The sequence below is a fragment of the Streptosporangium roseum DSM 43021 genome (genome assembly GCF_000024865.1).
Lineage (GTDB): Bacteria > Actinomycetota > Actinomycetes > Streptosporangiales > Streptosporangiaceae > Streptosporangium > Streptosporangium roseum.
The window spans coordinates 3,542,886-3,565,662 of record NC_013595.1 but is presented as its reverse complement, the minus strand read 5'-3'; the positions used below and the strand labels follow the sequence as shown (position 1 = coordinate 3,565,662).

Below are 22,777 nucleotides of genomic sequence, written 5' to 3'. Positions count from 1 at the left end.
CCCGGGGGCCCCGGCCGCGGCGCGGAGGCGAACCCATCAGCCTCAAGATTACCAACAGTCACTATATGATCACCAAAAGTTGCCAGGTGCCCCCCTGTGACGGTTTCCGGCGTCCGGCCGCGGAGCAGGATGTGATCACGCAGGAACGGCCCAGGTGGGGCGAGCGTTCGACGAAGGAGACAGCAGTGTCTGAAAGCCGTCCGGGTATCTCTCTGACGGGCGCCGCCGCCCTGGTGGCGGCCATGGTGGTGGTGGCCCTGCCCGCGCAGGCCGGCACCTGCCCCGCCTCGACCACCTGTCCCACCACGGTGACCTTCACGGTGACCGCCCCGGGCGGGCTGACGATCACCGTCCCCGACGGCCCGGTCAACCTCGGCAGCGGCGCGCCGGGCACCCAGATCGGCGGCCAACTCGGCCCGGTCACGGTCTCCGACCAGCGCGCCGCGCTCACCGCGACGTGGACGGCGACGGTGATCGCGGCGACGGGGGGCTTCACCACCGGCGGCGGCACCACCCCCGAGACCATCCCCACCGACGACGCCCTCTACTGGTCCGGCCCCGCCACCGCCACCACCGGCACCGGCACCTTCGTCCCCGGCCAGGCCAACGCGGCGGCCGCGCAGACGCTGAACGTGTCACGGACCGCCTCCAGCAAGACGACCGGCTCCGGCAACAACTCCGCCACGTGGAACCCGACCCTCCTGATCAACGTTCCCGACCAGGCGGTGGCCGGCGTCTACACCGGCACGGTGAACCACTCCGTTGCCTAGCCCACTGCCGCGCCTGTCCCTCTCGGCAGCGCTGGCCGCACTCGCGCTGCACGCGATGATCGGCGCTCCGGCCGCCGCGGACACCGGCCGGGAGCAGGCGCACCCGGCCGGCCGGGCCGTCATCGGCGTCAGGCTGCTGGAGATCCCCGCCAACCGGGTGGACGACCCGCGGTCACACTCCTTCATCGTCGACCACGTCAATCCCGGCACCACCTTCACCCGGCGCTTCGAGGTCTACAGCACCTCACCCAAGCCCCAGCACGTGCGGCTGTACGCGGCCGCCGCCGGCATCAAGGGCTCCCGCTTCACATTCGCGCCGGCCCAGACGCCCAACGAGCTGAGCTCGTGGGTCACGCTCAACCACTCCACCGCCGACCTGCCCGCCCGCGGCAGGGCGCCGGTCAAGGCCACCATCGCGGTGCCGGCGTGGGCGACCGAGGCGGAGCGGTACGCCGTCATCTGGGCGGAGGTCGCCTCGCCCGGACCTGGGCCGAAGGGGAACATCGCACTCGTCAACCGCGTCGGGATCCGCACCTACCTCGACGTCGGGCCGGGTGGCGAGCCGCCCTCGGACTTCGAGATCGGCGAGATAGTCCCCCAGCGGACCGAGGACGGACAGCCGAAGATCGTGGCGACCGTCGCCAACACCGGCAAGCGCGCCATCGACCTCGACGGGCAGCTGTCCCTGTCGGAAGGGCCCAGCTCCCTGAGCGCCGGCCCCTTCCAGACCAACCGCGACACGACCCTGGCGCCCGGGGACCGCGGGGACATCACCGTGCTGCTGGGCAGGGACCTCCCCGACGGGCCGTGGACGTTCCACCTCACCCTCCACAGCGGCCGCATCAGCCACACCGCGACCGGGACGCTGACCTTCCCCACCAAGCCGGGAACGTGGGGCCTGCCGGCCGCCCTGTCCTCCCCTCTGACGCTGACCCTCGCGCTCGCCGTGGGGGTGGCCCTCGTCGCCGCGGTGATCCTCCTCCTCGGCTTCCGCCGTTTCCGCGCGCGCCGGCGGAGTCCGGCCACCGGTCCTCTCCACGGCGACCTCACCTGAGGCCGACCCGCATGACACCTCCACGGCGACCTCACCTGAGGCCGACCGGCATGACACCGCGGCCTCCGGCCGGCTGGTCCTTTCGCGGGTGAGCGCCCGGCGGCGCGCGAGGCCGCGGACATGGATGTGCCGCCGGGTCCGCAGCGACCCCGGCGGCACATCCGTCCCTGGAGGCTACTCCCCGGTCTTCTCGGCGAGGGTCACCGCGGCGGTCTGGGTCTGGCCGTCGCGGACGTAGGTCACGGTCACCTTCTGTCCCGGCTTGAAGCCGCGGACGGCGCCGACGACGGTGGTGCTGTCCTCGACCACGGTGTCGTTGATCTTGGTGATCAGGTCGCCCTGCTTGATCCCGGCCTGGGCCGCGGGGCTGCCGTCGGTCACCTGGGCGACCATGGCGCCGCCCGCGTCGCCGGTGACGGGTGCGAAGCTCACGCCCATGAAGGCGTGGGTGACCTTGCCCTTGTCGATGAGCTGCTGGGCGACCTGCTTGGCGGTGTTGATCGGGATGGCGAAGCCGACGCCGATGTTGCCGTCCCCGCCGTTGGTGGCGATGGCGGTGTTGATGCCGACCAACTGCCCGGACGCGTTGACCAGCGCGCCGCCGGAGTTGCCCGGGTTGATCGCCGCGTCGGTCTGGATCGCGCCGCCGATGGCGGTGGGCGCGCTGCCGCTCTGCTGCATGCCGTTGCCCCAGCCGGGCGGGAGCTGTTGCTGCTGCTGGCCGCCGACGGTCAGCGTGCGGTTCAGCGCGCTGACGATTCCGGCGGTGACCGAGCCGGACAGGCCGAGCGGGCTGCCGATGGCGAGCACGGAGTCGCCCACCTTGAGCCGGTCGCTGTCGCCGATCGAGGCCGCGGTGAGGCCGGAGACGTCGTTCGCCCTGATGACCGCGAGGTCGGTGACGGGGTCGGTGCCGACGACCTTCGCGGTGGCGGACTTGCCGTCGCTGAACTTGACGGTCACCTGGGCACCCTGGCCGGCCCCGCCGGACTCCACCACGTGGTTGTTGGTCAGGATCAGGCCGTCGGCCGACAGCACCACGCCGGACCCCTCGCCGCCGCCGTTGCCGGTCTTGACATGGATGGACACCACCGCGGGCTGGACGGCCTTGGCGACGTCGGCGACCGTGGTCACGTTGCTCACCGGGCTGACGATCGGGCTGGTGGAGGAGCCGATCGCGGTGGTGCCGCCGAAGGAGGTCACGGCGAAGGCCCCCGCCACTCCACCGCCGACGGCCATCGCGGCCAGCGCGAGTCCCGCCCCCACCTTCTGCCCGATGGTGAGCGAGGGCCGCTGGGCGGGCACCGTGGGCGCCTCGGCCGCGAGCGGTCCCTGCACCGGATGGATCAGCGTCGGCTGCGATCCGGTGTCCCCTCCCGCGGGGTACGCGCCCGCGCGCGGCGGCACCTTGCCGAACTGGCTCCACCCGTCGTTCCCGGAGGTCGTCTCGGCCGGGGTGATGTCCTGCTCATTCTTGTCCGGTTCCATGTCTTCCCCCAACTCGTACGTCCGCCCGTGGGTGCCGAGCGGCGACCGGTCCTCCCGGTGACTGAAACGATGCCCCAGGCCGTGTAAGAGCACGTTAAGGGGATGATCTCGGTTCTCCGAATCCTCTGACAGCCGCTTTATCAAGCATGCTCAGCGGCCCTCCTGATCGCTAGAAATCACCTCGAACCGGACTCCGTGGATCGGCCGGGACACGCATGGCACGCCCTTGATGATCACGCCTGCCGGACGGCGCGGCCGCCGTACGCTCCGCATGAAAGCCGCCGTACGCTCCGCATGAAACTCGCCATCCACCGAGTCCGGCCAGAGGCGGGCTTGCTGCCGGTGTGCTGTCGCTGGACTTCCGGTCCTCAGTCCGGCCGAACGGTTGTCAGCTTGGCACGCACCGCAGTGGTGAAGCGGTGATCTGTGCCCAGTATCCGCTCGGAGGCGGTGAGCGTGGCTTCGTACAGGGGGATGGCGCGGTCGAGATCACCCGCCTCCTGGTAGCCGGCGGCGAGGTTGTTGCGGGAGTTCAGGGTGTCGGGGTGATCGGTGCCCAGCGCCCGCTCCCGGTGGGCGAGCGTCTCCTCCAGCAGAGGGATGGCCCGGCCGAGATCACCCGCCTCCAGGTGGTAGAGGGCCAGGTTGTTGCGGAAGGACGCGGTGTGGAGGTTGTCTGCGCCCAGCACCCGCTCGCTGTCGGCGAGTGTCGCCTCCAGCAGGGAGATGGCGCGCTCCCGATCCCCCGCAGCGTCATAGCCGATGGCGAGGTTGTTACGGGAGTTCAGGGTGTCGGGGTGATCGGTGCCCAGCACCCGCTCCCGGTGGGCGAGCGTCTCCTCCAGCAGAGGGATGGCCCGGTCGAAGTCACCCGCCTCCCGGTAGGCGTTGGCGAGGTTGTTGCGGGTCTGCAAGGTGTTTCGGTGGTCCGGGCCCAGCACCCGCTCGCAGTCGGCGAGCGTCGCCTTCAGCAAGGGGATGGCGCGGCCCGGATCCCCCGACCACTGGTAGGTGTGGGCGAGATCATTGCGTGAGGCCAGGGTGTCGGGGTGGTCGGGGCCGTGGAGACGCTCTGAGAGCGCCACAGAGCGTTGCAGGTAGGTGATGGCCTGCTGGAGTGCGCCCTGCCCGCGCAGGAAATTGCCGACGTGGTAGAGAAGCGGGTTGATCGTGATGGCGTCGGTGATGGGGGGTGCGTGGTCGGTGAGGGCGGTGATGTGAGGGAGGAGTGCTCGTGCGAGAGGCCAGGCATCAGGGTGTTCGAGATCGAAGGGGAGGATGAGCCAGAGGAGCTCGGTGGCGGTGTCGCGTGCGGTGGCGATCTGGTCGGGCCGGCGGTGGAGATCGGCGGTGCCGCCGGGGGTGGAGGTGCCGGGGGCGCGGGCGACGGCCTGGACGAGCCGGTGCACGCTGATCGTTTTGCTACTGAGGGTGATCATGCTGTAGGCGGCCAGCAGGCCGAGGGCCTCCGTGAGCCCGGCCTGATCGGTGAGAGGCCGTGCCCCCCAACCGTGCCGTGTGCGCCGCCACCGCCGGCGGCGAGGGGCGCCGGGACGTGGCCTGGTGAGGGGGGCGAGGAGAGTGCGGGGAATGGCGTCTGGTGCCATCCATGCCAAGATCCGCAGGAGATCGCCCGGGAGCGGGGAAGAGCCAGTGAGCTGGTCGAGGGTGATCCGCCAGATCCGGGCGACAGTCCGGTCGCTGTCGGCGCCTTCGGCGGCTTGGTCGAAGAAGACTTCCGGCTGGGCGCGCAGCAAGGTGAGGTAGGCGGCTGGGGTCAGGGCGGTCTGGTGGAGGTAGGCGCCGACCTGGTCGATCGCCAGTGGTAGGAAACCCAGCTCCTGCACGAGGTCGAGGGCGCCCGGCCGGACATCGTGGCCGGGATCCTCGGGTTGGGCGAGCCTGGTCAGCAGATCGACGGCCTCGTCTTCGGACAGGACATCCAGGTGCAGGACCCGGGCGCCGATCCGTTGCCAGCCTTGACGGAGCCGGCTGGTCACCACCACCCGTCCGGACCGCACCCGGCCCAGCAGCGGAGCGATGTCCTGCGGACGGGTGACGTCATCCAGGACCAGCAGCCATCCCGAGTGGGTGGCCAGCCACACGGTCGCGCGTTCTGTCCGGGCTTTCAGATCCACGCCTTCAGCATCCCGAGGATCCAGCGCGGTGATCAGGGCGGCGAGTCCGGCCTCCAGCGCGGCGGGGCTGTCCGCAGTGATCCACCACACCGGATGGAACCTGTCATGGTGGAGGGCGGCATATCGTGCGGCCAGGGTGGACTTGCCGATCCCGCCCAGTCCCTGCACCACGGCCACCACCACCGGCTCATCCCCGCCCATCGCCGAATCCAGCTGGGCGAGGATTTCCTCACGGCCGACGAACTCGCCTGCGGCCAACGGCAGGTTCCCCAACCCGGCGGGGGCATCGATGGCGGCGATCGGGGTGGGGGGCGGTAGCACCGTCTGATGCGTCTGCGTGATCGTGGCGTTGTCGCCAGACACGATGATCCCTGACACATTCCCCGCTATCTCGATCGGCCGATCCCCCCGAGAACCGGGCTGCGGCGTCGGTGACGGAGCGGAACCGTTCTCCGCCACCTCCCGGCGGGCCAGCCACCGGTTCGTCCCTTCCGCCGTTATCGCGAGCCCCGCCGAGGCGCCCAACGCCCACCAGTTCCACGTTCCGCCATTCAGGATCTGGTTGACCGCCACCCCGACCGTGACCGTCCCCGCCGCGGCCACCACGATCCGCAGAACCCGTGACCACTGCCGCACTGTCCGCTCCTCACCATGCACGCCGAAGCCCGCCGAGAGACTCATAGGATTCATCTTGTTGAACGGTGCGGTGGCGGTCCCGAGGTTTCGCTGCCTGGGCGGGGCGGTCGGGCTGTCTAGGTAAATCTGTGACAGAGCCGTTGCTGTTACGCCCCCTCCCGAGGCAGGGTCGATCCGAACGTGGCGCGGTCACCGGCAAGGTAGATCCGAACGTGGCAAGGTTCACGCGCGGCGGACAGCCGCGATGCCGCGAGAGCCCCTTCGGACGGGCTCGCGCTGTTGCACTAGGAGCTGTTTGGGGTTCGGATCATGTGGCTGAAGTGAGGAGCTTCAGCCACATGACCGACCCTCGAAGGTAGAGTCCAGCCTCGTAGCTTTCCGGGGCTTTGTCATAGCGGGTCGCCAGACCACGCCATGTCTTGATCTTCTGGAAGCAGCGTTCAACGGTGTTGCGCTCCTTGTAGAGATCGGTGTCGTGGCTGATGGGTCGGCCGCCCCGGCTGCCTTTCTTCTTGCGGTTGGCGGCCTGGTCCTTCTTTTCTGGGATGACTGCCTTGACGCGGCGTTTCCTCAGGTAGGAGCGGTTGGCGCGGGACGAGTACGCCTTGTCCGCGGCGACCGCACCCGGCCGGGTGCGGGGCCGGCCGATCGGACCGGGGATGCGAATCTTGTCCAAGACGGTGATGAACCGCGGGCAGTCGGCGGCTTGGCCGGGCGTGAGCACGAAAGCCAGCGGTAGCCCGGCGGCGTCAACCGCGGCATGGACCTTGCTGCTCAGTCCGCCTCGGGATCGGCCAAGCCCGGCAGCCTTGGCCCGGGCCTCGCGGCGACGCCGCGTGGCAGCACGATTCGGCGCGGGCGACGCGTCCGCGCCGGGTGCGACCTGCGGCGCATCACCCGCAGCACCGGCGGCTGCTGTGCAAGCGGAGCCCCCTTTTCCTCGGTCAGCGCCTGCTCCAGCGCATCCAGACTCTCCCCGGCGACCGCCAGTCCGGCCGACTCCTGATGCGCCCGCACGATTGTTGAGTCCACGCTGACCAGCTCCAACCCGACCTGCCCGCGCGAGGCGGCCTCGGCGATCAGCGCGTCCATCAGAGTCTGGAACACCCCGGCTTTGGCCCAGCCGTTGAACCGGGAGTAGAGCGTGGACCACGGCCCATAGCGTTCCGGGACATCACGCCAGCCGGATCCGGTGCGAAAGCGCCACAGGATTCCGTTGAACTGATCACGCACCCGCCGCGGCAGCGGCCCGGTGGCTGCTACCGGCAGATACGGTTCGATCAACGCCCACTCGGCATCCGTCACATCAAAGCGCGCCACATCCGAGTTCTATCAGCCGCGGCCGGCTCACCACCGGACCTCACCTAGATCCAAACCCCAAACAGCTCCTAGTGCACAGCAGGGCGTTTCCCGTCGTGGCCGCAGGCTCAGGCGCTCTCCTCCGTACGGTGTCCACATGAAGTATTTGGAAGGGCACTTCGCGCCCGTCAATGAAGAGATCACCGTCTACGATCTCCCGGTCACCGGGCGGATCCCGGCCGAGCTCAACGGCCGCTACCTGCGCAACGGGCCCAACCCGCTGGGTGTGGAGGACCCCGGGGTGCACATCTGGGGCATGGGCCAGGGCATGGTGCACGGGGTGCGGCTGCGTGACGGCCGGGCCGAGTGGTACCGCAACCGCTCCGTCCGCACTCCGGGCTTCGCGCCCATGGTGCACGTGATCGAGCATGCCCGCCGTACCTTCGCCATGGCGGAGGGCGGCCTGCCGCCCGCCGAGCTGGACGCGGAGCTGAACACCGTGGGCGTGTGCGATCTGGGAGGGACCGCGGAGGGGTTCACGGCGGGGGCGCACTCCAAGCACGACCCGCTCACCGGCGAGCTGCATTCGCTGTCGTACATGCCGGGCCGCGACTTCGTCCAGTACATCGTGACCGACGCCGGGGGAAGCGTCGCCCGGGCCACCGCCATCCCCATGACGCGGACGCCGTTCATGCACGACTTCGCGCTCACCGGGAACCACGTGGTGCTGTGGGACACGCCGCTGGGGTTCGACGGGTTCGAGTGCCGGTGGGCGCCGGAGCACCCGGCGCGCGTGGGCGTCATGCCGCGGACCGGGGGCGACGTGCGCTGGCTGGACATCGACCCGGTCCACGTCAGCCACACGCTCAACGCCTACGACGACGGCGACTCGATCGTGGTCGACGTGGTCACGGCCGAGGGGCCGTTCGATCCCGCCGACCCCGGGGCGATCCGGCCCGTGCTGGACCGCTGGACGATCGGGCCGGACAAGGTCCACCAGCGGCGCATCGACGACCGGCCGCAGGACTTCCCGCGGGTGAACGACGCGCGTGCCACCCGCCCGTACCGATACGGCTACTCGGCCGCGACCGCCCTGTACGGGATCCCGTTCACACCTGAGGGAATGCCGTCGGACGACGCCTTCACCAACGCCCTGGTCAAGCATGACCTGCAACGGGGGACGACCGAGGTGCACAGGTTCGGCAAGGACGAGGCCGTCGGGGAGGCCTCGTTCGCCGCCACGGGGCAGGGGGAGGACGAGGGGTACCTGCTCACGTACGTGCACGATCCCCTCCGGAACGCCAGCGACCTGGTGATCCTCTCGGCCCAGGACTTCACCGGCGAGCCCGTCGCGCGCGTCCACCTGCCTGTCAGGGTGCCGCTCGGCCTGCACGGCAACTGGATGCCTGACCTCTGAGGCGTGGCACCATGGCCTCGTGAACGATCCGCGACCGCCGTACCTCCGGATCGTCGCCGACATCGAGCGACGCATCGCCGATGGAGAGCTGCGGCCCGGCGATCCCATCCCCACCACCAGGGCGATCATGCGTGAGTGGGGCGTCGCCATGGCGACGGCCACCAAGGCGCTGGCCACGCTCAAGCAGGCGGGCGCCATCGAGTCCGCCCCCCGGGTCGGCGCCGTGGTCGCTCCCCGGAGGCTGCCCTCGCGTTCGGCAGGAGGGCTCGAACGCGACCGGATCGTCCGCGCGGCCATGGAGATCGCCGACGCCGACGGCTTGGCCGCGCTGTCCATGCGGGCGGTGGCGACCAAGCTCGGGGTCGCCACCATGACCCTCTACCGGCAGCTCGAAGCCAAGGCCGAGCTCACCCAGCTGCTCGCCGACGCCGCGTTCGCCGAGATCAGCTATCCGGAGCCGCCACCGGGATGGCGTTCCCACCTGCGGGTGGCCGCCCAGTTGCAGTGGGCGGCCTACCAGCGCCATCCCTGGTTGCCGCGGCTCGTGTCCATCACCCGGCCGGTCACACTGCCGGGGCTGCTGGCGTACGGGCTGTGGACCCTGCGCGCGCTCGACGGCCTCGACCTGGATCCGGGCACCCGGATGCACATCTACGCCACGATGGTCAACTATGTGCGGGGGACGGCGGTGAACATCGAGAGCGAGGTCGGCGCCGAGCTGGACACGGGGATGACCAGCAGGCAGTGGAGCGCGGCCCGGCTCTCCGTCGACGGGCCGCTGATCGCCCAGGTCGTGGAGCCGGGCACGGAGCTCGACCTGGAGTCGCTGTTCGCCTTCGGCCTCGAACGCCTGCTCGACGGCCTGACCATGGTGATCACGCCCCGGCAGGTTCGCCGGTGACCGGGCCTTCACCGGACGGCGCGTCCGGCTAGGCCTTCACCGGAGCCGGCGGGTCAGGCTAGAACGTGAAGCCCTGGTCGGGCTCCCCGCTTCCCTGCACTCTCTCCAACTCGGCTTCCAGACCGGGCACCAGGCGTTCGAGGGCTTCATGCCATTCACGGTGCCGCCCGGGGTGTTCCACCATGACTCCGCATGTCCTGCACATGGGCGGCTGGGGCTGTGTCATGCCGGGATCCCTTCAAAGTAGGCGATCGACATCACCGAGCCGGGGCGGGCAGGTCACTTTCCCGCCCCGGGCCTCGTGGGTCGTCGCCTGCCCCGGCAGAGGGATCCAGAACCATATTCCGCGAACCGGGCTCCCGTCCGGAGCCACCGCCCGCGCCGACCTCCGGCGGGTCCGCGTGGCTCGCCTCACCGGTCAGGGACCGGGAGGAGACGGGGCACCGCCGTACGCCACGAGACGATCACCGTCGCCCGTACGGCCGCCGTCCCAGCCCCGCGGGGCTGGGACGGCGGCTGCCCGGAGGAGGGCGCGTACCCGGGCCGGCCGCACGCCGGCAGGGTTCTCACAAGGTTGGACGCCGGGCACGGCGGGAGAGTTCACGGGGTGGAGGCCGGAGAGTGCTCGCCGCCGGTGAACATCTCCGCCAGGACGCTCAGGATGCGTTCGGCAGGCCGGCGGCCCCGCGCGGGCCTCCGGGTCGGTGAGACTCCGGGTCAGTGAGACTCCGGGTCAGTGAGACTCGGGGCCGGTGAGACTCCGGGTCAGTGGCCGGCGGGCCAGTACTCGTCGCGGAGGAGGCGCTTGTAGAGCTTCCCGGTGGGATGCCGGGGCAGCTCCTCACGGAAGTCGACGGACCTGGGGCACTTGTAGGGGGCGAGCTGGGAGCGGCAGTAGTCGATCAGCTCGGCCTCCAGCCCCGGACCGGCCAGGTCCATGGAGATCGGCTGCACGACGGCCTTGACCTGCTCTCCCATCTCCTCGTCCGGGATGCCGAAGACCGCCACGTCCGCCACCTTCGGATGCACGGAGAGGACGTTCTCGGCCTCCTGCGGATAGACGTTCACCCCTCCCGAGATGATCATGTATGAGCGGCGGTCGGTGAGGTAGAGGAAGCCCTCCTCGTCGAGGTAGCCGATGTCGCCGAGGGTGGTCCAGCCCCGGCCCAGCGGGTCCCGCGAGGATCTCGTCTTCTCCTCGTCGCCGTGGTAGACGAAGCGGGGGCCGTCGGAGAAGTAGACGGTGCCGTGCTCGCGCGGCGGCAGCTCGTTGCCGTCCTCGTCGCAGATGTGCACCACGCCGAGCAGCGGGCGGCCGACCGTACCCTTGTGCTTGAGCCAGTCGTCGGGCCCGACGTAGAGGAATCCGTTGCCCTCGGTCCCGGCGTAGTACTCGTGGACGATCGGCCCCCACCACTCGATCATCCGTTCCTTGACCGGGACCGGGCAGGGCGCGGCGGCGTGGATCGCGCAGGCCAGCGACGACAGGTCGTACCGTACCCGTACCGGCTCCGGCAGCTTGAGCATCTTGATGAACATGGTCGGCACCCATTGCGAGTGCGTGACGCCGTACTTCTCGATCAGAGCGAGCGCCTGCTCGGGGTCGAACCTCTCCATCACCACGAGCGTCGCGCCGAGGCGCTGGAAGGTCATGCAGTAGCGCAGCGGGGCGGCGTGGTACAGCGGGGCCGGGGAGAGGTAGACGCTGTCGGCCGACGGTGCGAACAGGAACTGGATGAGCTGCAGCAGCGGCCCCGGCGTGTCCAGCGGAGCCTGGGACAGGGTGGGTTTGACGCCCTTGGGCCGCCCGGTGGTGCCGGAGGAGTAGAGCATGTCCATGCCCTGGCACTCGTCCTCGATGGGCGTGGCGGGGTGGGAGGCCACCGCCTCCTCGTAGGAGCCGAACCCGGGGGCGACACCGTCCAGCATGAGCCTGAGCTCCACTTTCGGCGTCGCACCGGTGATCGAGGTGGCGACCTCCGCCAGCTTCGCGGAGGAGACGAACACGCGCGCCTCGCAGTTGTCCACGATGTAGGCGAGTTCGTCGGTCTTCAGCCGCGAGCTGATGGCCGTGTAGTACAGGCCCGACCGGTGCGCGGCCCAGGCGACCGCCAGGAACAGCGGATGGTTCTCCAGCATGAAGGCGATGTGGTCGCCCGGCCGGAGTCCGGCGGCGCGGAACAGGTGGGCGAGCCGGTTGGACTCCTCGTCCAGCTCGCGGAAGGTCACGACCTGTCCGGAGTCCGCCATGATCACAGCGGGCTTGTCCGGCGAAACTGCTGCGATGGCTCCCGGGTGCATAAAACCGAACGTTACTCGGTTTGATGTTCGGTGAGAAGGCATGACAGGGCCGTGGCCCCCGGCGTCGCGGAAGCCATGGCCAGGCGGGAGAGCTCCAGACGAGTCGCGCCGAACAGGAAGGGTGTTGACGTAGATCAGGCAGGACTGCAGCAGGGTCCCGGCCGCCGCCACCAAGCGCGCTCGGTCCCGCTGTCCAGGGCCGCCCGGCCTCAGAGTCTGACGAACGTACGGCGAACGTCATGACTTCTGTCATCACTCACTCATGATTTCGACGTCTACGCGGGGCCCCTCCCCCTCCGCGAAGATCGAACCATGACGAACAACGCGAAGAACACCGCTCCCAACTGGACCATCGGCATGGCCTCCGGCCTCGCGATCGGCATGGGCCTCGGCCTCGCCCTCCACAACATCCTCCTGGGGCTCGCGCTGTCGCTCTGCTTCGGCGCGGCCCTCGCGTACGCCCTCCCCTCGAAGGACACTCAGGACCAGCAGTAACCCCGTGCCCGGTGATCCCTGGGAGCATCATGACCCATGCCACGATTCACCGATCCCGGCCCCGACCCGCGGAACTCTTTTGCCGACGTTCGTTGGCGCTGAACTCACCAGGATCCGCGGAGCAAGTTGGCAGATAAACCGGAGTCACGAGCCGGGGGCCGGTGAACCAGGGGGTTCGGCCGTGACGATCCGCACCCTCGCCCCTTTTCCTCGATCACCGATCCCCGACGAACGGAGACCACGATCAAGGGGAAGGGGCAGGCGTCCATTACCGGTAGGCATGTCAGACCCCTGACGGTTACGCCTTGAAGTTGGCACCTGCCGCTCGACTACTTTGCGGCTCGCCGTGGCTTCGGGAGTACTGGGCCCAGAAAGCCCAGAGTTCACGTGAATTGAAGGTTGTTCAGCGGGAACTCACGGGGGTTCGGCATCTGTGGGCCTGTTCGCCCCTTGGGTCCGTGGTGAACTCTGGGGCCGTCTTCGATCGTCATCTGGGGTTATTGACGTCTTCTCGCAGGTCAGAGTGACCTGATCTTGTCAGGCACGTAAGGCACGTTGACTAGTGCGCTGACCACAAACGATCACCGGGTTTGGTCACTCAGTCCGGGACCGAGGGCGACCTCACCGGCGGTGTCGTTCACGCCGTACCCGAGCACGTTCGCGACACTGCGGGCCGGCACATCCGGGTGCCGGTCTGTTCGCGTTGCGCCACCGCGGATGCGCGTGCAACTCTCGCCCTTGCCCTCCCCGCCAGGCCGAACTAGGATCCGACCTCGGTTTCCAAGATCCTTGGAGAAACGTATGAGTGATGCAGGCACCGTCACTGGCAAGGTGGTCGTGAACAGGGTGATGTCGCTGGACGGCTTCATCGCCGGTCCTGGCCACGCGATGGACTGGATCTTCGAGTACATGACTGCGGATACGGTCCCGGAGGTCATGGCGGCCACGGGCGCCATGCTCATCGGCCGGGGTACTTACGAGGTCGGCAAGCGTATGGCCGACCAGGACACCAGCTACGACGGGGGAGCACAGTTCGTCCTCACCCACAATCCTCCCGCCGAGCCGGACCCTGCCGTCACATTCCTCACCTGTGGACTTGAGGAAGCCGTTGCCACGGCACGCAGCGCCGCGGGCGGCAAGAACCTGGAGATCCTCGGTGCCGATGTGGCCGCCCAGTGTCTGCAGCGCGGGCTCGTCGACGAGATCCTGGTGTATGTCCTACCGCTGCTGCTCGGCGACGGTGTCCGTTTCTCGCCTCCAGGCCTCGGCAGGATCGACCTGGAACCTTTCAGCAATACCCAGTCGGGCGCCGTCACCATGCTCCGCTTCCGCGTGCGAAAGTAGGCGCAGCCCTTCAACGGCTACAGCGCTGTCCCTGAACGTTCGCCGAGTGTGATCAGGCAGCTTGGGGTCGTGGGCGTCCCCAGCGTTGCCGGCGTTCGCTGCGGATGCGGGCGCGTTCGCGGCGTTGTGCGGCCAGGACGTCGGGGTGGCGGGCGTTGGCGTTGCGCCAGCGCAGGTAGGCGTGGCGTTCGCGGGTCTGCACGGTGCGGTTGGGGTGGTTGGAGCTGGCCGTCACGAAGGTGCGCAGCGGCCCGAACCGGGCCTCGATCGGGTCGGCCCAGGACGCCTGGGTCGGGGTGAAGCACAGCTCCACCTTGTTCTTCCTGACCCAGGCACGAATGGCGGGGGTCTTGTTCGCGGACAGATTGTCCAAGATCACATAGATGGGGCCGTCCGGACGGGCCGCCCGGATCGACTTCAGCGCCGCCAGGCTGTGATCGCCGCCCTTTCGCTCGCGGACCACACCCCACAGCTGGTCATCACCCAGGGAATAGCAGCCGTGGAAGTACCGGATGCCGTGGGTGCGATGGCAGGTCGCCGGCAACCGATCCGGCTTGCCCTCTTCGGCCCAGGTGCTGCCGTGGCAGGGCCGGATCGACAGCGGCCCGAACCGATCGAAGGCAAAGCACCGCTCGGGAAACGCGGCGGTGACCTGTCCGATCCGATCCAGCTTGGCGTCCTTGTCCGGGTCCTTTGACTCCTTCCAGGTGCGGGTCCGCTGGAAGGAGATCCGATGCTCATGCAGGATCTGCCGGACCCGCTCGCGGCCCACCTCCATCCGCCGGTCGGGGTTATCGGCCAGATAGGCGGCGAGCTTGCGGATGCTCCAGTGCGTGAACGGACACCCGAGCTTGCGCGGACGTGTCCGGGCCGTCACAACGATGAACGCTTCGTCATCACCAGAGATCAGGCGGGGACGGCCACCCGCCCACTTATGGTCCAGCGCGGCCAACCCCCGGGCGTTGAAATCATGAATCGCATCCCGGACCGTGTCTTCGTCCGCGGCGACCAGCCGGGCGATCGCCGGAACCGGCGTCCCGGCCGCCGAGGCTTGAATCATCATCGCCCGCCGCACCCGGATCGAGCTGCCCTTGCCCCGCCGCATGATCTGCACCAGCCGCTGACCTTCCTCATCACTCAACCGCCGCGCTCTGACCGGCTCAGCCACCCCGGCCCCCTCCACCTCGACAACGATCACATCGCTAACGATCACATCGCTAACGAGCGTGAAACCCGCGCCTCCCAGAACCCGGCACATCCACTGACGTGTCACAAACCCGGCCAACCTTCGTGGTCACCGCACTAGCCCCCAAGGCACGTTGCATCGCACGCGTGTCCAGGCGCTTCGCCCGAACCCGCGACGCCGGACAGAGGTCGAAGTCGGCGCGATGGCGAAGCCGAAGCCGCCCAGCAACGCGATGGTGACCGCGGCCTGGGCGGCGGCGGTGAAGGCGAACACCGATGTTGCGGGACGGCCGACCTGAGTTGCTCGTCCAGGGGCCGTCGGTTTAGAGTTCCAGACAGCGTCGCGTGTCGGTGGCGGATTGCGTCAGGCATGGAGGCGTCGGATCCGGAAGGTGGTCATGATGACCCTTTCCCCGTTCTCCACCCGTGGGTGAGAGCGCGAAGAACAGGCTCATAGCCTGGAATCTTGAACTGCAGGCGGCGCATCAACGCCTGCAGCGAGCACTGCGCCTCGCGCGTGAATCCCTGGAAGCCGGGGACACCTCCTCGGCACGGGCAGACCTCCTGCTGTTCTGCAAGGGATTCTGTGCCGCCCTCGACGGGCATCACGTGCGCGAGGACGTCGGGCTCTTTCCCGAACTGTCCGCGCGCCATCCGTCGCTGCGGCCCACGATCGCCAAGCTCCAGCAGGACCACGAGATGATCGCGATGCTGCTCGGGCGGTTCGACCGCGCGATCACCTCGGACGCCACGCCGAGCGAGCTGGCCATGCACCTGGATGGCCTCTCTGCGATCATGGAGTCCCATTTCCGGTACGAGGAGCGCGAACTCCTGGGCGCCCTGTCAACGCTGGACCTCGACGCCGATCCGCATGACCTCCTCGGACCGCTCTGATCGCGGCCTTCCAGGCCACTCGGGGGCTGCTTACCTGACGTACCGCCAGGTAAGCGCACGCCTCGACATGCAACCCGAAGCTCTCATCCACCACCCACCACACCGACTCGTCGGCGCCCACCGCCCGCTCAGGGCGGTAGTACCGAGGCAGCGCACCTGACAAGCCTAAAGACCCTTGAATACTGAGGAGGCAAGTAGCGCCAACCCTACTTGCCTCACATGGCTTCTCTGAACTACGAAACGATCATGAATGCTGCTGGTTGTCAGGCCGTTTCCTGTGCGTCCCGAAGCGGGGCTCTCCTGAGAGGGTGAGGGTCTGGGCCAGGTCGCGATAGGTGGGTGTGCCCAGATCGACGGCGGCGTTGCGGCGGGCGATGAGCCCGTCGACTTGGGCGAGTTTGGCTTCGGCGGCGGCGAGGCTGACGTGGAGCCCTTCGGCTTCGCCGGTCCAGCCCTCGCGTTCGGCTTCGGTGATGCGGGCGAGCAGGTTGTCGCGGACCTCCTGGAGCCGACGCTGCTGGGCAGGGTCGATGCGCAAAAGTGGCACCGAATGCAGGATTCTCTGAACTATGGGGCCGTTCCGTCCCAAAGCCTCTGATCTGCAGCTCTCTGAAACCGAATCGGTGATGCCAGAGGAATCACAGCGAGATGCTCCGGAGAGCGAGAGCCGCTCCGCCTGCCGCCTCAGTACTGTGACTTCGCATGACCGACACCGAGATTGAGATCACCGCAGACCTGGTCCGCGACCTGCTGCAGGAGCAACATCCAGACCTTGCAGGGCTGGCCATCCGCGAGGTGGCAGGCGGCTGGGGCAACCAAATGTGGCGCCTCGGGGACGAGTTGGCCGTACGCATGCAGCGCATGGACCCCACCCCGGAGCTCCAGCTCAAGGAGCGGCGGTGGCTACCCGTGCTGGCCCCGCGCCTGCCACTCCCGGTGCCGACCCCGGTGCGGTTCGGCGAACCGTCCGAGCGCTTCCCCAAGCACTGGACCGTGATGACATGGGTTCCCGGCGAGCCGCTGGACCACGGCTCGATCAGCTGCGGCACCCACGCGGCCGACACGCTGGCGAGCTTCCTCAGGGCGCTCCATGTGGAGGCGCCCGCCGAGGCCCCGGCCAGTTCGGACCTCGGCGCTCACCCCAAGAGGTGCACGGGCGGCTTCGAGCAGTTCTTGCAGGCCATTGACCCCGACACCGTCGGCGATGTCCGCGCCGTCTGGGCCGTCTGGGCCGATGCCGTCGCGGCCCCCGAGTGGGAGGGCCCGCCGATGTGGCTGCACGGTGACCTCCATCCCGCGAATGTCGTCGTCTCGGACGGGACGCTCTCGGGCGTGGTCGACTTCGGTGCCTTGTTCGCCGGCGATCCCGCGTGGGACCTCGGCGCCGCGTGGGTGCTGCTCCCCGCGGGCGCGGCCGCACGGTTCTTCGACGCGTACGCGCACGCGGACGAGGCAACGATCAGGCGCGCCCGCGGGCTGGCCGCTATGAAGAGCCTCTTCCTGATGCTCATGGGGCAGAACGGAGATCGGGGCCTTCCCGGCGGGAAGCCGAACTGGGGACCTGCAGGCCGGGCGGCACTTGATCGTGTTCTGAAGGGCCTTTGATGCAGTCAGCCCGTCTTGTCCCGGTTCTCAGCTTCCCGAACTACGAGCTGGCCGATCGGTGGCATGCCGATGAATACCGGCGAGTCCTTTCGTCGCTCCCTGGCGTCAATCTGGCTGATCTTGTCATCGGTGGCGGCGAGGCTGACGGTCAGTTGCTCAACGTCGCCTAGCCATCCTTCACGTTCGGCTTCGGCAATCCTGGCATGGAGGTTCTCACGGATCTCTTCCAGGCGGGGCCGTTCGCCTGGCCCCACGATCAGTACTGGGCATCGAACACAGGCGTAACCGAACTGATCTTGATCGGCTGGTGGAGTGACGGCTTCAGGGCCTGGTGACGGATAGTGGCTGACCGAGCCTGTTGGTCTTGGGCTCTCGGCGTGTCGCGAGGATGCCGTCGGCGTACTCAATGGAGCGCCGAGCGTCGGCGGCGCGATAGAGCGAGCCGGCGTCGTGGCAGGTCGATGTCAGTGACGATGACCGTGACCTCCTCACCTTCCTGGACTACTTGGTCGGGTGTCTCGATGGGTGCGGTGGAGAGCTCACTGAGGTGGATCAGGCCTTCGACGCCGTCTGCGACGCGGACGAAGGCTCCGAAAGGCACCAGTTTGGTGACCGGGCCGTGCAGGATCTGCCCAACGTGAATGACGCGGGTGAACTGTTGGAAGGGATCAGGTTGAGTGGCACGCAGCGACAGCCGGGCCTCACCGTTGGTGGTATCGAATGTGAGGACTTCGCAGGTGATGTGCTGTCCCATCGAGACGATCTCGGACGGGTCCTCGAATCTGCGCCAGGACAGCTCGGGCATGGTGATGAAGCCGACGCCGGGGAAGACGGGGTGCTTCGGCCCGTCCTCCAGATCGACGAAGATGCCAAAACTCTCGATAGCCGCCACGGTGCCGGACAAGCGCTGTCCCGGTCGCAATGCCTTGAGGAACGCCCAGAGTTGGGGGTTCTCGACGGCTGCCCGGGAGAGCAGGACTCGCCCGCCCTGAGAATCGACGGCGATGACCTCGGCAGAGACCCGGTCGCCGACATGCAGGATCCCACCAGCCGAACGTTGGAAGGACTGCCAGGAAAGATCAAGGGAGCCGATGACGCCGACCGGAGCGGCGACGAAGCTGTCGAGGAGCACCGTTGCCCCCGATCGTGTCACGTCGGCCACGGTGCCGGCGAGGGTGTCGCCAACGTTCACTGTCGCCATGAACGCGGCAAGGGGCTGATCGTCTTCCACCGTCCCCATGATTCCAGGGCTCTCAGGAGGTACTCGATGGCGCATTCGCTGGCTTTGATCGGGCAAGGGACTGCCCACTTGGCCCAGCGGGTGGGGTCGTCGAGGGCTCAGCGGGCGATGTCCTCGTAGAAGGCCTTGACGAAGACCAGCTCGCTGCGGAAGTTGACGCGCGGCCGTATCGGGTTGCCGTCGGCATCGCGGATGTAGGCGAGCCGCTTCTTCCATGCCTGGGAGACCTCTGGCGCCAGGTGCAGGGAGTCGATGCCAGGGTGGTGGACTTCCAGGTCGCACCAGAACAGTCGGCAAAGGTTGCGGGCGATCGAGCGGAGCGAGGTGTGGTCCAGGTCGGGCGCCCGCTCGGTCAGGTAGTCGACCATCAGGTCTCGGATCGGCTGGCACTCGATGCCGTACTTGTCGACGACCTGCTCGATGCTGGGGCGGGCCTCGATGCGCAGCGCCCGCAGCCGCGGTGGAGCGGTGGCGGGCAGGATCCCGGTCTCCTTCAGCAGCGCGTAGAACAGCGGCCGTCCGGCGCTTCCCCGGAAGTGATGTTCCTCCAGGGCGGCCGTCAGTTCGACGCAGTCGCCGACGGTGATGTCCGCGACGACGCCACCCTTGTGGATCACTATCCAGGTGAGCTTGTTCATCGCGTCCGAGCGGGCCCATCCGATCGTGTCCTGGGCGTGCTGTTCAAGCCGGGCGAGCCCTTCGGGATCGAGCGCCTGACGTGCCTCGGCCAGCATCAGCGCCAGGCGCTGCCGCAGGAGCCACCGGCAGGTCGGGCGGATCACCTGCCCGACGATGAGCAGGGGGAGCCCGCCGATCAGCTCGTCGCGACGGAACCGTCGCATGTCGCTGCCCAGAATCGGGTCGGTCCAGTCCTGCCCGGCGGCGTCCGCTCCGCTGGCCGGCCAGCGGTCCTGCCAGGTGTCGCCAGGCTGTTGTTCCAGCCAGTCCAGGAGCTTGATCAGCCCGCGTCGCCGGGTCAGGTCACGTCTGACCGTCTTGGTGTCGGTGAAGGTGGCCAGCAGCCGCGTCGTCATGGCCTGGCGTTCCTGCCGAGCCTGCCACCACTCATCAGCCAGCGGACGTGCCTGCCGATCCGACGGAGGCTCCGGCAGGGTTTGCTGCGCGGTCCCGTTCGCGGGGCCGTCATGGATCTTGCGAGGCATCATGCCTCCCCGGTGATCTGCGACGTGCCGAACAGAGCGGCCAGGACCTCGGGCCGATACCCAGGCGCAGGTGGCGCCGGGAGCGACGGGGCCCGCTGCGCCGCCGCTCATGGTGGGCCAGGACGTGGCTGATCACCTCGTCCGGGGCGGGATTCGTGCGCGTGCCGACGACCTCAACGGCACGCGATCACAACAGATCCAGCCGATCACCCGCAGTGACGATCAAACCACCACAGCCACGGAACCCGGCCACTCGCGCCTCGGCCTGACCGGCTCCGCCATGCACACCGACGACAGGTTAGTTCGGTCAACGGGACCTCAGATGCCCCATGATCAACATAAATCCGAAGATGCTGCCCCGACTCGACGAGATCGAAGTCGACCTCCTGGCCCGCAGAGCCCGAGCCGAAGCCGAGGGATGGCTCGGTGAGATCGAAGGCATCGACCTCACCCTCATCTTCTTGCGCCAGAAACGAGACCAGACCCGCCGCCTCGCCAGAGTCGCCCCGATCCACCTCGGCATGCCGGGCATGCCTACGCCAGGTGAAGCATGATTCATGATCAATATGGAACGACGATGCCAAGCTCACGGAGTCTGGCGACCGCCGACGACAAGCACAGAGCAGCGCTGGCACCGTCAGCACGCATGCCCGCCTCCAACGGACCGCCACTCGCCGCGAAGGTCCAGGGAGGCCTTCCCTCCGCCAGCCTCTCGGCATCGACCCTCAGCATCGCGTTGACTCCCTGCTCGGCGAGCCACTCCAAAATGAGCAGCGCCGCGTCCTCGACACCGCCCTCTGAATCGGTCTTCGGCCATCGGCTCTTCCGTCCGGTCACGAGGGGGACCCTATCGACGACACCGAGGCCGGAGAGCTTCGGAAGATCGTGGGACGCTGCAACCCTCACACGGACGCGACTTGCATAGTGCAGAGAAACTCCAGGAACAAGAAGTAGGTCTTGATCGCCTGGGCACGCGACAGCCGGGTGCCCTTGGCCGCACCGCGCAGCACCTTACCGAAGTAGACATCGGCGTCAGCGGGCTCCATCTCCCACAACGGTCGCCCCAGCCAGGCCCGGACCTGCTCAACATGCACCACATCGGAGCTGATCGTGGCGTCCGACAACCCGGCAGCCGCGCGGGCGAGCACGAACCCCCGCCAGCACATCGGTCTCGAACTCAGCCGGCTCCTGCGGCCCGGCCGGAGCGCGTGCCTCGCGAAGATCCCGCACGACCGACAGGCTCAACCCACGTCTCCTCGTCTTCGACGCCGATGTCACACGATCGAGGAGGACGATAGACCTTCACAATCCATGAAGTCCCATCAACTCTGAGGATTCTCGGAGCCCCAGGAAGAAGCCCCGGGTCCAGGGGCAAGACCGGCCACAGAGACTTCAAGGAACCCAAGGCTTATCTCTTATACGGCGGTGGCCGGGTCAGGGGATGAGGGAGACTTCGGGAAAGCGGGCGTCGGGGGTGTCGAAGAGCCGGGTTGGCCGCCTGTTCAGGTGCAGGTCGAAGAAGGCCGCGACGTAGGCGCGCTGGGCCGACACGGACCGGCCGGGGTCGATCGTGCCGATGAAGTCGGCGGCGGGCACCTTCGGCAACGCCGCTGCGATCTGCGGCAGCATGACTTGGAGGTCCGTGAACGAGCCGTGCGCCGCGCCCGCGAAGCGCAGCTCCCGTTTCCAGCCGGTCGAGGCATCCCGGAAGGACTTCCAGCTCGGTTCGCTCGCCCGGGTGTGCGCCTCGGCTGCGACCTGCAGGAACGGTTTGGCGACGCCGGTCTTCGCCACCCGGCCGACATAGCCGCCGTCGAGGTTGACACCCGCGTCCACGCGCCGGTCGTCGTGGACAAGCTGTGCGGCCACCGACCCGCCGAGGGACTGGCCGAGCACTCCCACCCGGGACAGGTCCGGGGCGCCGCGCAGCCCGGCGGGCAGCTGCCCGGCCTCCTCGCCGAGACCGTGGCCGTGTCCCAGCGCGGCGATCCTGTCGAGGACGAACCGCATGTCCGCAAGGCGGGCCCGCGAGTGCCGCGCGAGCAGCTTGGCGATGACGCGCGGAGTCAGCTTCTTCGGCAGGGGGACGGCTCGCGCGACCCGCCCGCCGGGGAACTCCACCTGGTCGGCCTCGTAGGTGTGGTCCACGGTGACGACCAGGTAGCCACGGGCGGCCAGGTCCTCCACCAGGGAGGTGCCGAGCGTGCGCGGGCCGCCGTCCCCGGAGCCGAAGAGCACGACCGGGAGCCTGCCCGCCCGGCGGTCCACCGGCGCGCCGACGCGGGCATGGGCGGGCGTGGCGGCCCAGTCCACCGCGCCCGCCGCGATGCCCATGGGCGGCGCGGAGTGACGATCCCAGTCGGCCGCGGCCAAGGGTGCCATATGGGGGGCGACGGGCAGGGTCCGGCCGGTGTCCTTCGCCGGGTACCACAGGCTGACCATCAGCTCCCGATAGGGCTCCGACCTGACCAGGGGGTCGGGGCGCGACCGGTCGACCAGGCGCACGGCGAGGGTGCCGACGGGGTACGGCCCGGCAGGCGCGGGCAGGGCCAACGTGACGCGATGCCCGGCAGGCGCAGGATGGGCCAACGTGACGCGATGCCCGGCAGGCGCGTGATGGGCCAGGACCGCGGGGGCGGCCGTGGCGGGCGCGGTGACCGCGGCCAGCGCCAGCCCGGCGACCATTGCAGTGATCTTGACGAAGAACATGTGAGGCCCCTTGCGAGCTGCGGATTCCTGTGTCCGACGAGGCTGGCAGCGGGGCGCGGCCCCGGGCCAGCGGCGTACGGCTGATCCACGCCTACGACTTCCGGCTGACATGCCCGGATGTTCATCCTGAAGCAGGAT

The 22,777-nt window shown here is 68.6% G+C and carries 20 protein-coding genes and 1 pseudogene; 9 read left to right on the top strand and 12 right to left on the bottom strand.

Annotation, left to right across the window (positions count from 1 at the left end):
* Positions 1-185 precede the first annotated feature (185 nt).
* Positions 186-770, top strand: a complete 585-nt coding sequence (locus SROS_RS50945) for a hypothetical protein (RefSeq protein ID WP_081453128.1) — start codon at positions 186-188, stop codon at positions 768-770.
* Complete coding sequence (locus tag SROS_RS15865) at positions 763-1,824, top strand: hypothetical protein (protein WP_012889957.1); 1,062 nt, start codon at positions 763-765, stop codon at positions 1,822-1,824. The genes SROS_RS50945 and SROS_RS15865 overlap by 8 nt, the downstream gene beginning before the upstream one ends.
* 174 nt (positions 1,825-1,998) lie before the next feature.
* Here SROS_RS15865 and SROS_RS15860 read toward each other — a convergent pair whose 3' ends face one another.
* The 3 genes and pseudogenes from SROS_RS15860 to SROS_RS47410 form a co-directional block, all read right to left on the bottom strand.
* Entirely contained in the window at positions 1,999-3,312 is a 1,314-nt protein-coding gene (locus SROS_RS15860) for a S1C family serine protease (protein WP_148269096.1), read from the bottom strand.
* Between the two features lie 368 nt (positions 3,313-3,680).
* A complete protein-coding gene (locus tag SROS_RS15855) occupies positions 3,681-6,131 on the bottom strand; it encodes a tetratricopeptide repeat protein (protein ID WP_169369306.1) in 2,451 nt (816 codons plus the stop codon).
* Positions 6,132-6,393: 262 nt separating this feature from the next.
* Positions 6,394-7,406 (bottom strand): annotated as a pseudogene (locus SROS_RS47410) (IS5 family transposase).
* Between the two features lie 136 nt (positions 7,407-7,542).
* Between SROS_RS47410 and SROS_RS15840 the strand changes: the two are divergent.
* Both SROS_RS15840 and SROS_RS15835 read left to right on the top strand, forming a co-directional pair.
* Positions 7,543-8,802, top strand: coding sequence for a carotenoid oxygenase family protein (locus tag SROS_RS15840; RefSeq protein WP_012889954.1), 1,260 nt, complete (start codon positions 7,543-7,545; stop codon positions 8,800-8,802).
* A 19-nt stretch (positions 8,803-8,821) separates the two neighbouring features.
* Positions 8,822-9,703 carry a GntR family transcriptional regulator gene (locus SROS_RS15835; RefSeq protein ID WP_012889953.1) on the top strand — a complete coding sequence of 294 codons (882 nt, stop codon included), beginning with the start codon at positions 8,822-8,824 and terminating at the stop codon, positions 9,701-9,703.
* Between the two features lie 765 nt (positions 9,704-10,468).
* Here the strand turns inward: SROS_RS15835 and SROS_RS15830 are convergent.
* Positions 10,469-12,004, bottom strand: coding sequence for an acyl-CoA synthetase (locus SROS_RS15830; protein WP_012889951.1), 1,536 nt, complete (start codon positions 12,002-12,004; stop codon positions 10,469-10,471).
* Positions 12,005-12,316: 312 nt separating this feature from the next.
* On the opposite strand from SROS_RS15830, the gene SROS_RS15825 reads away from it, so the two are divergent.
* Positions 12,317-12,499 (top strand): hypothetical protein, encoded by a 183-nt coding sequence (locus SROS_RS15825; protein ID WP_012889950.1) that lies wholly within the window; start codon positions 12,317-12,319, stop codon positions 12,497-12,499.
* Between the two features lie 801 nt (positions 12,500-13,300).
* Positions 13,301-13,843 carry a dihydrofolate reductase family protein gene (locus SROS_RS15820; protein ID WP_012889949.1) on the top strand — a complete coding sequence of 181 codons (543 nt, stop codon included), beginning with the start codon at positions 13,301-13,303 and terminating at the stop codon, positions 13,841-13,843.
* Between the two features lie 52 nt (positions 13,844-13,895).
* Here SROS_RS15820 and SROS_RS15815 read toward each other — a convergent pair whose 3' ends face one another.
* Entirely contained in the window at positions 13,896-15,011 is a 1,116-nt protein-coding gene (locus SROS_RS15815; protein ID WP_043655750.1) for an IS630 family transposase, read from the bottom strand.
* A 443-nt stretch (positions 15,012-15,454) separates the two neighbouring features.
* Between SROS_RS15815 and SROS_RS15810 the strand changes: the two genes are divergently transcribed.
* Entirely contained in the window at positions 15,455-15,922 is a 468-nt protein-coding gene (locus tag SROS_RS15810) for a hemerythrin domain-containing protein (RefSeq protein WP_012889947.1), read from the top strand.
* A 244-nt stretch (positions 15,923-16,166) separates the two neighbouring features.
* Here SROS_RS15810 and SROS_RS15805 read toward each other — a convergent pair whose 3' ends face one another.
* Positions 16,167-16,469, bottom strand: coding sequence for a hypothetical protein (locus SROS_RS15805; protein ID WP_218919850.1), 303 nt, complete (start codon positions 16,467-16,469; stop codon positions 16,167-16,169).
* A 155-nt stretch (positions 16,470-16,624) separates the two neighbouring features.
* On the opposite strand from SROS_RS15805, the gene SROS_RS15800 reads away from it, so the two are divergent.
* Positions 16,625-17,527: an aminoglycoside phosphotransferase family protein gene (locus SROS_RS15800; RefSeq protein WP_012889946.1), complete on the top strand. Its 903-nt coding sequence runs from the start codon at positions 16,625-16,627 to the stop codon at positions 17,525-17,527.
* 5 nt (positions 17,528-17,532) lie between these two features.
* Here SROS_RS15800 and SROS_RS47405 read toward each other — a convergent pair whose 3' ends face one another.
* The 3 genes from SROS_RS47405 to SROS_RS15790 form a co-directional block, all read right to left on the bottom strand.
* Positions 17,533-17,781: a recombinase gene (locus SROS_RS47405; protein WP_206641468.1), complete on the bottom strand. Its 249-nt coding sequence runs from the start codon at positions 17,779-17,781 to the stop codon at positions 17,533-17,535.
* A gap of 149 nt (positions 17,782-17,930) precedes the next feature.
* A complete protein-coding gene (locus SROS_RS15795) occupies positions 17,931-18,767 on the bottom strand; it encodes a S1 RNA-binding domain-containing protein (RefSeq protein WP_012889945.1) in 837 nt (278 codons plus the stop codon).
* A 98-nt stretch (positions 18,768-18,865) separates the two neighbouring features.
* A complete protein-coding gene (locus SROS_RS15790) occupies positions 18,866-19,801 on the bottom strand; it encodes a hypothetical protein (protein ID WP_052316948.1) in 936 nt (311 codons plus the stop codon).
* 479 nt (positions 19,802-20,280) lie between these two features.
* Here SROS_RS15790 and SROS_RS15785 point away from each other — a divergent pair, with 479 nt between their 5' ends.
* Positions 20,281-20,484 carry a hypothetical protein gene (locus tag SROS_RS15785; RefSeq protein ID WP_043652098.1) on the top strand — a complete coding sequence of 68 codons (204 nt, stop codon included), beginning with the start codon at positions 20,281-20,283 and terminating at the stop codon, positions 20,482-20,484.
* 7 nt (positions 20,485-20,491) lie between these two features.
* On the opposite strand, the gene SROS_RS15780 is transcribed toward SROS_RS15785, so the two are convergent.
* The 3 genes from SROS_RS15780 to SROS_RS15770 all read right to left on the bottom strand — a co-directional run bounded on the left by SROS_RS15780 (position 20,492) and on the right by SROS_RS15770 (position 22,639).
* Positions 20,492-20,836, bottom strand: coding sequence for a hypothetical protein (locus SROS_RS15780; RefSeq protein ID WP_218919849.1), 345 nt, complete (start codon positions 20,834-20,836; stop codon positions 20,492-20,494).
* Positions 20,833-21,078 (bottom strand): hypothetical protein, encoded by a 246-nt coding sequence (locus SROS_RS15775; protein WP_218919848.1) that lies wholly within the window; start codon positions 21,076-21,078, stop codon positions 20,833-20,835. The genes SROS_RS15780 and SROS_RS15775 overlap by 4 nt, the downstream gene beginning before the upstream one ends.
* 286 nt (positions 21,079-21,364) lie before the next feature.
* Complete coding sequence (locus SROS_RS15770) at positions 21,365-22,639, bottom strand: alpha/beta hydrolase family protein (protein WP_012889941.1); 1,275 nt, start codon at positions 22,637-22,639, stop codon at positions 21,365-21,367.
* Between the last annotated feature and the right edge of the window lie 138 nt (positions 22,640-22,777).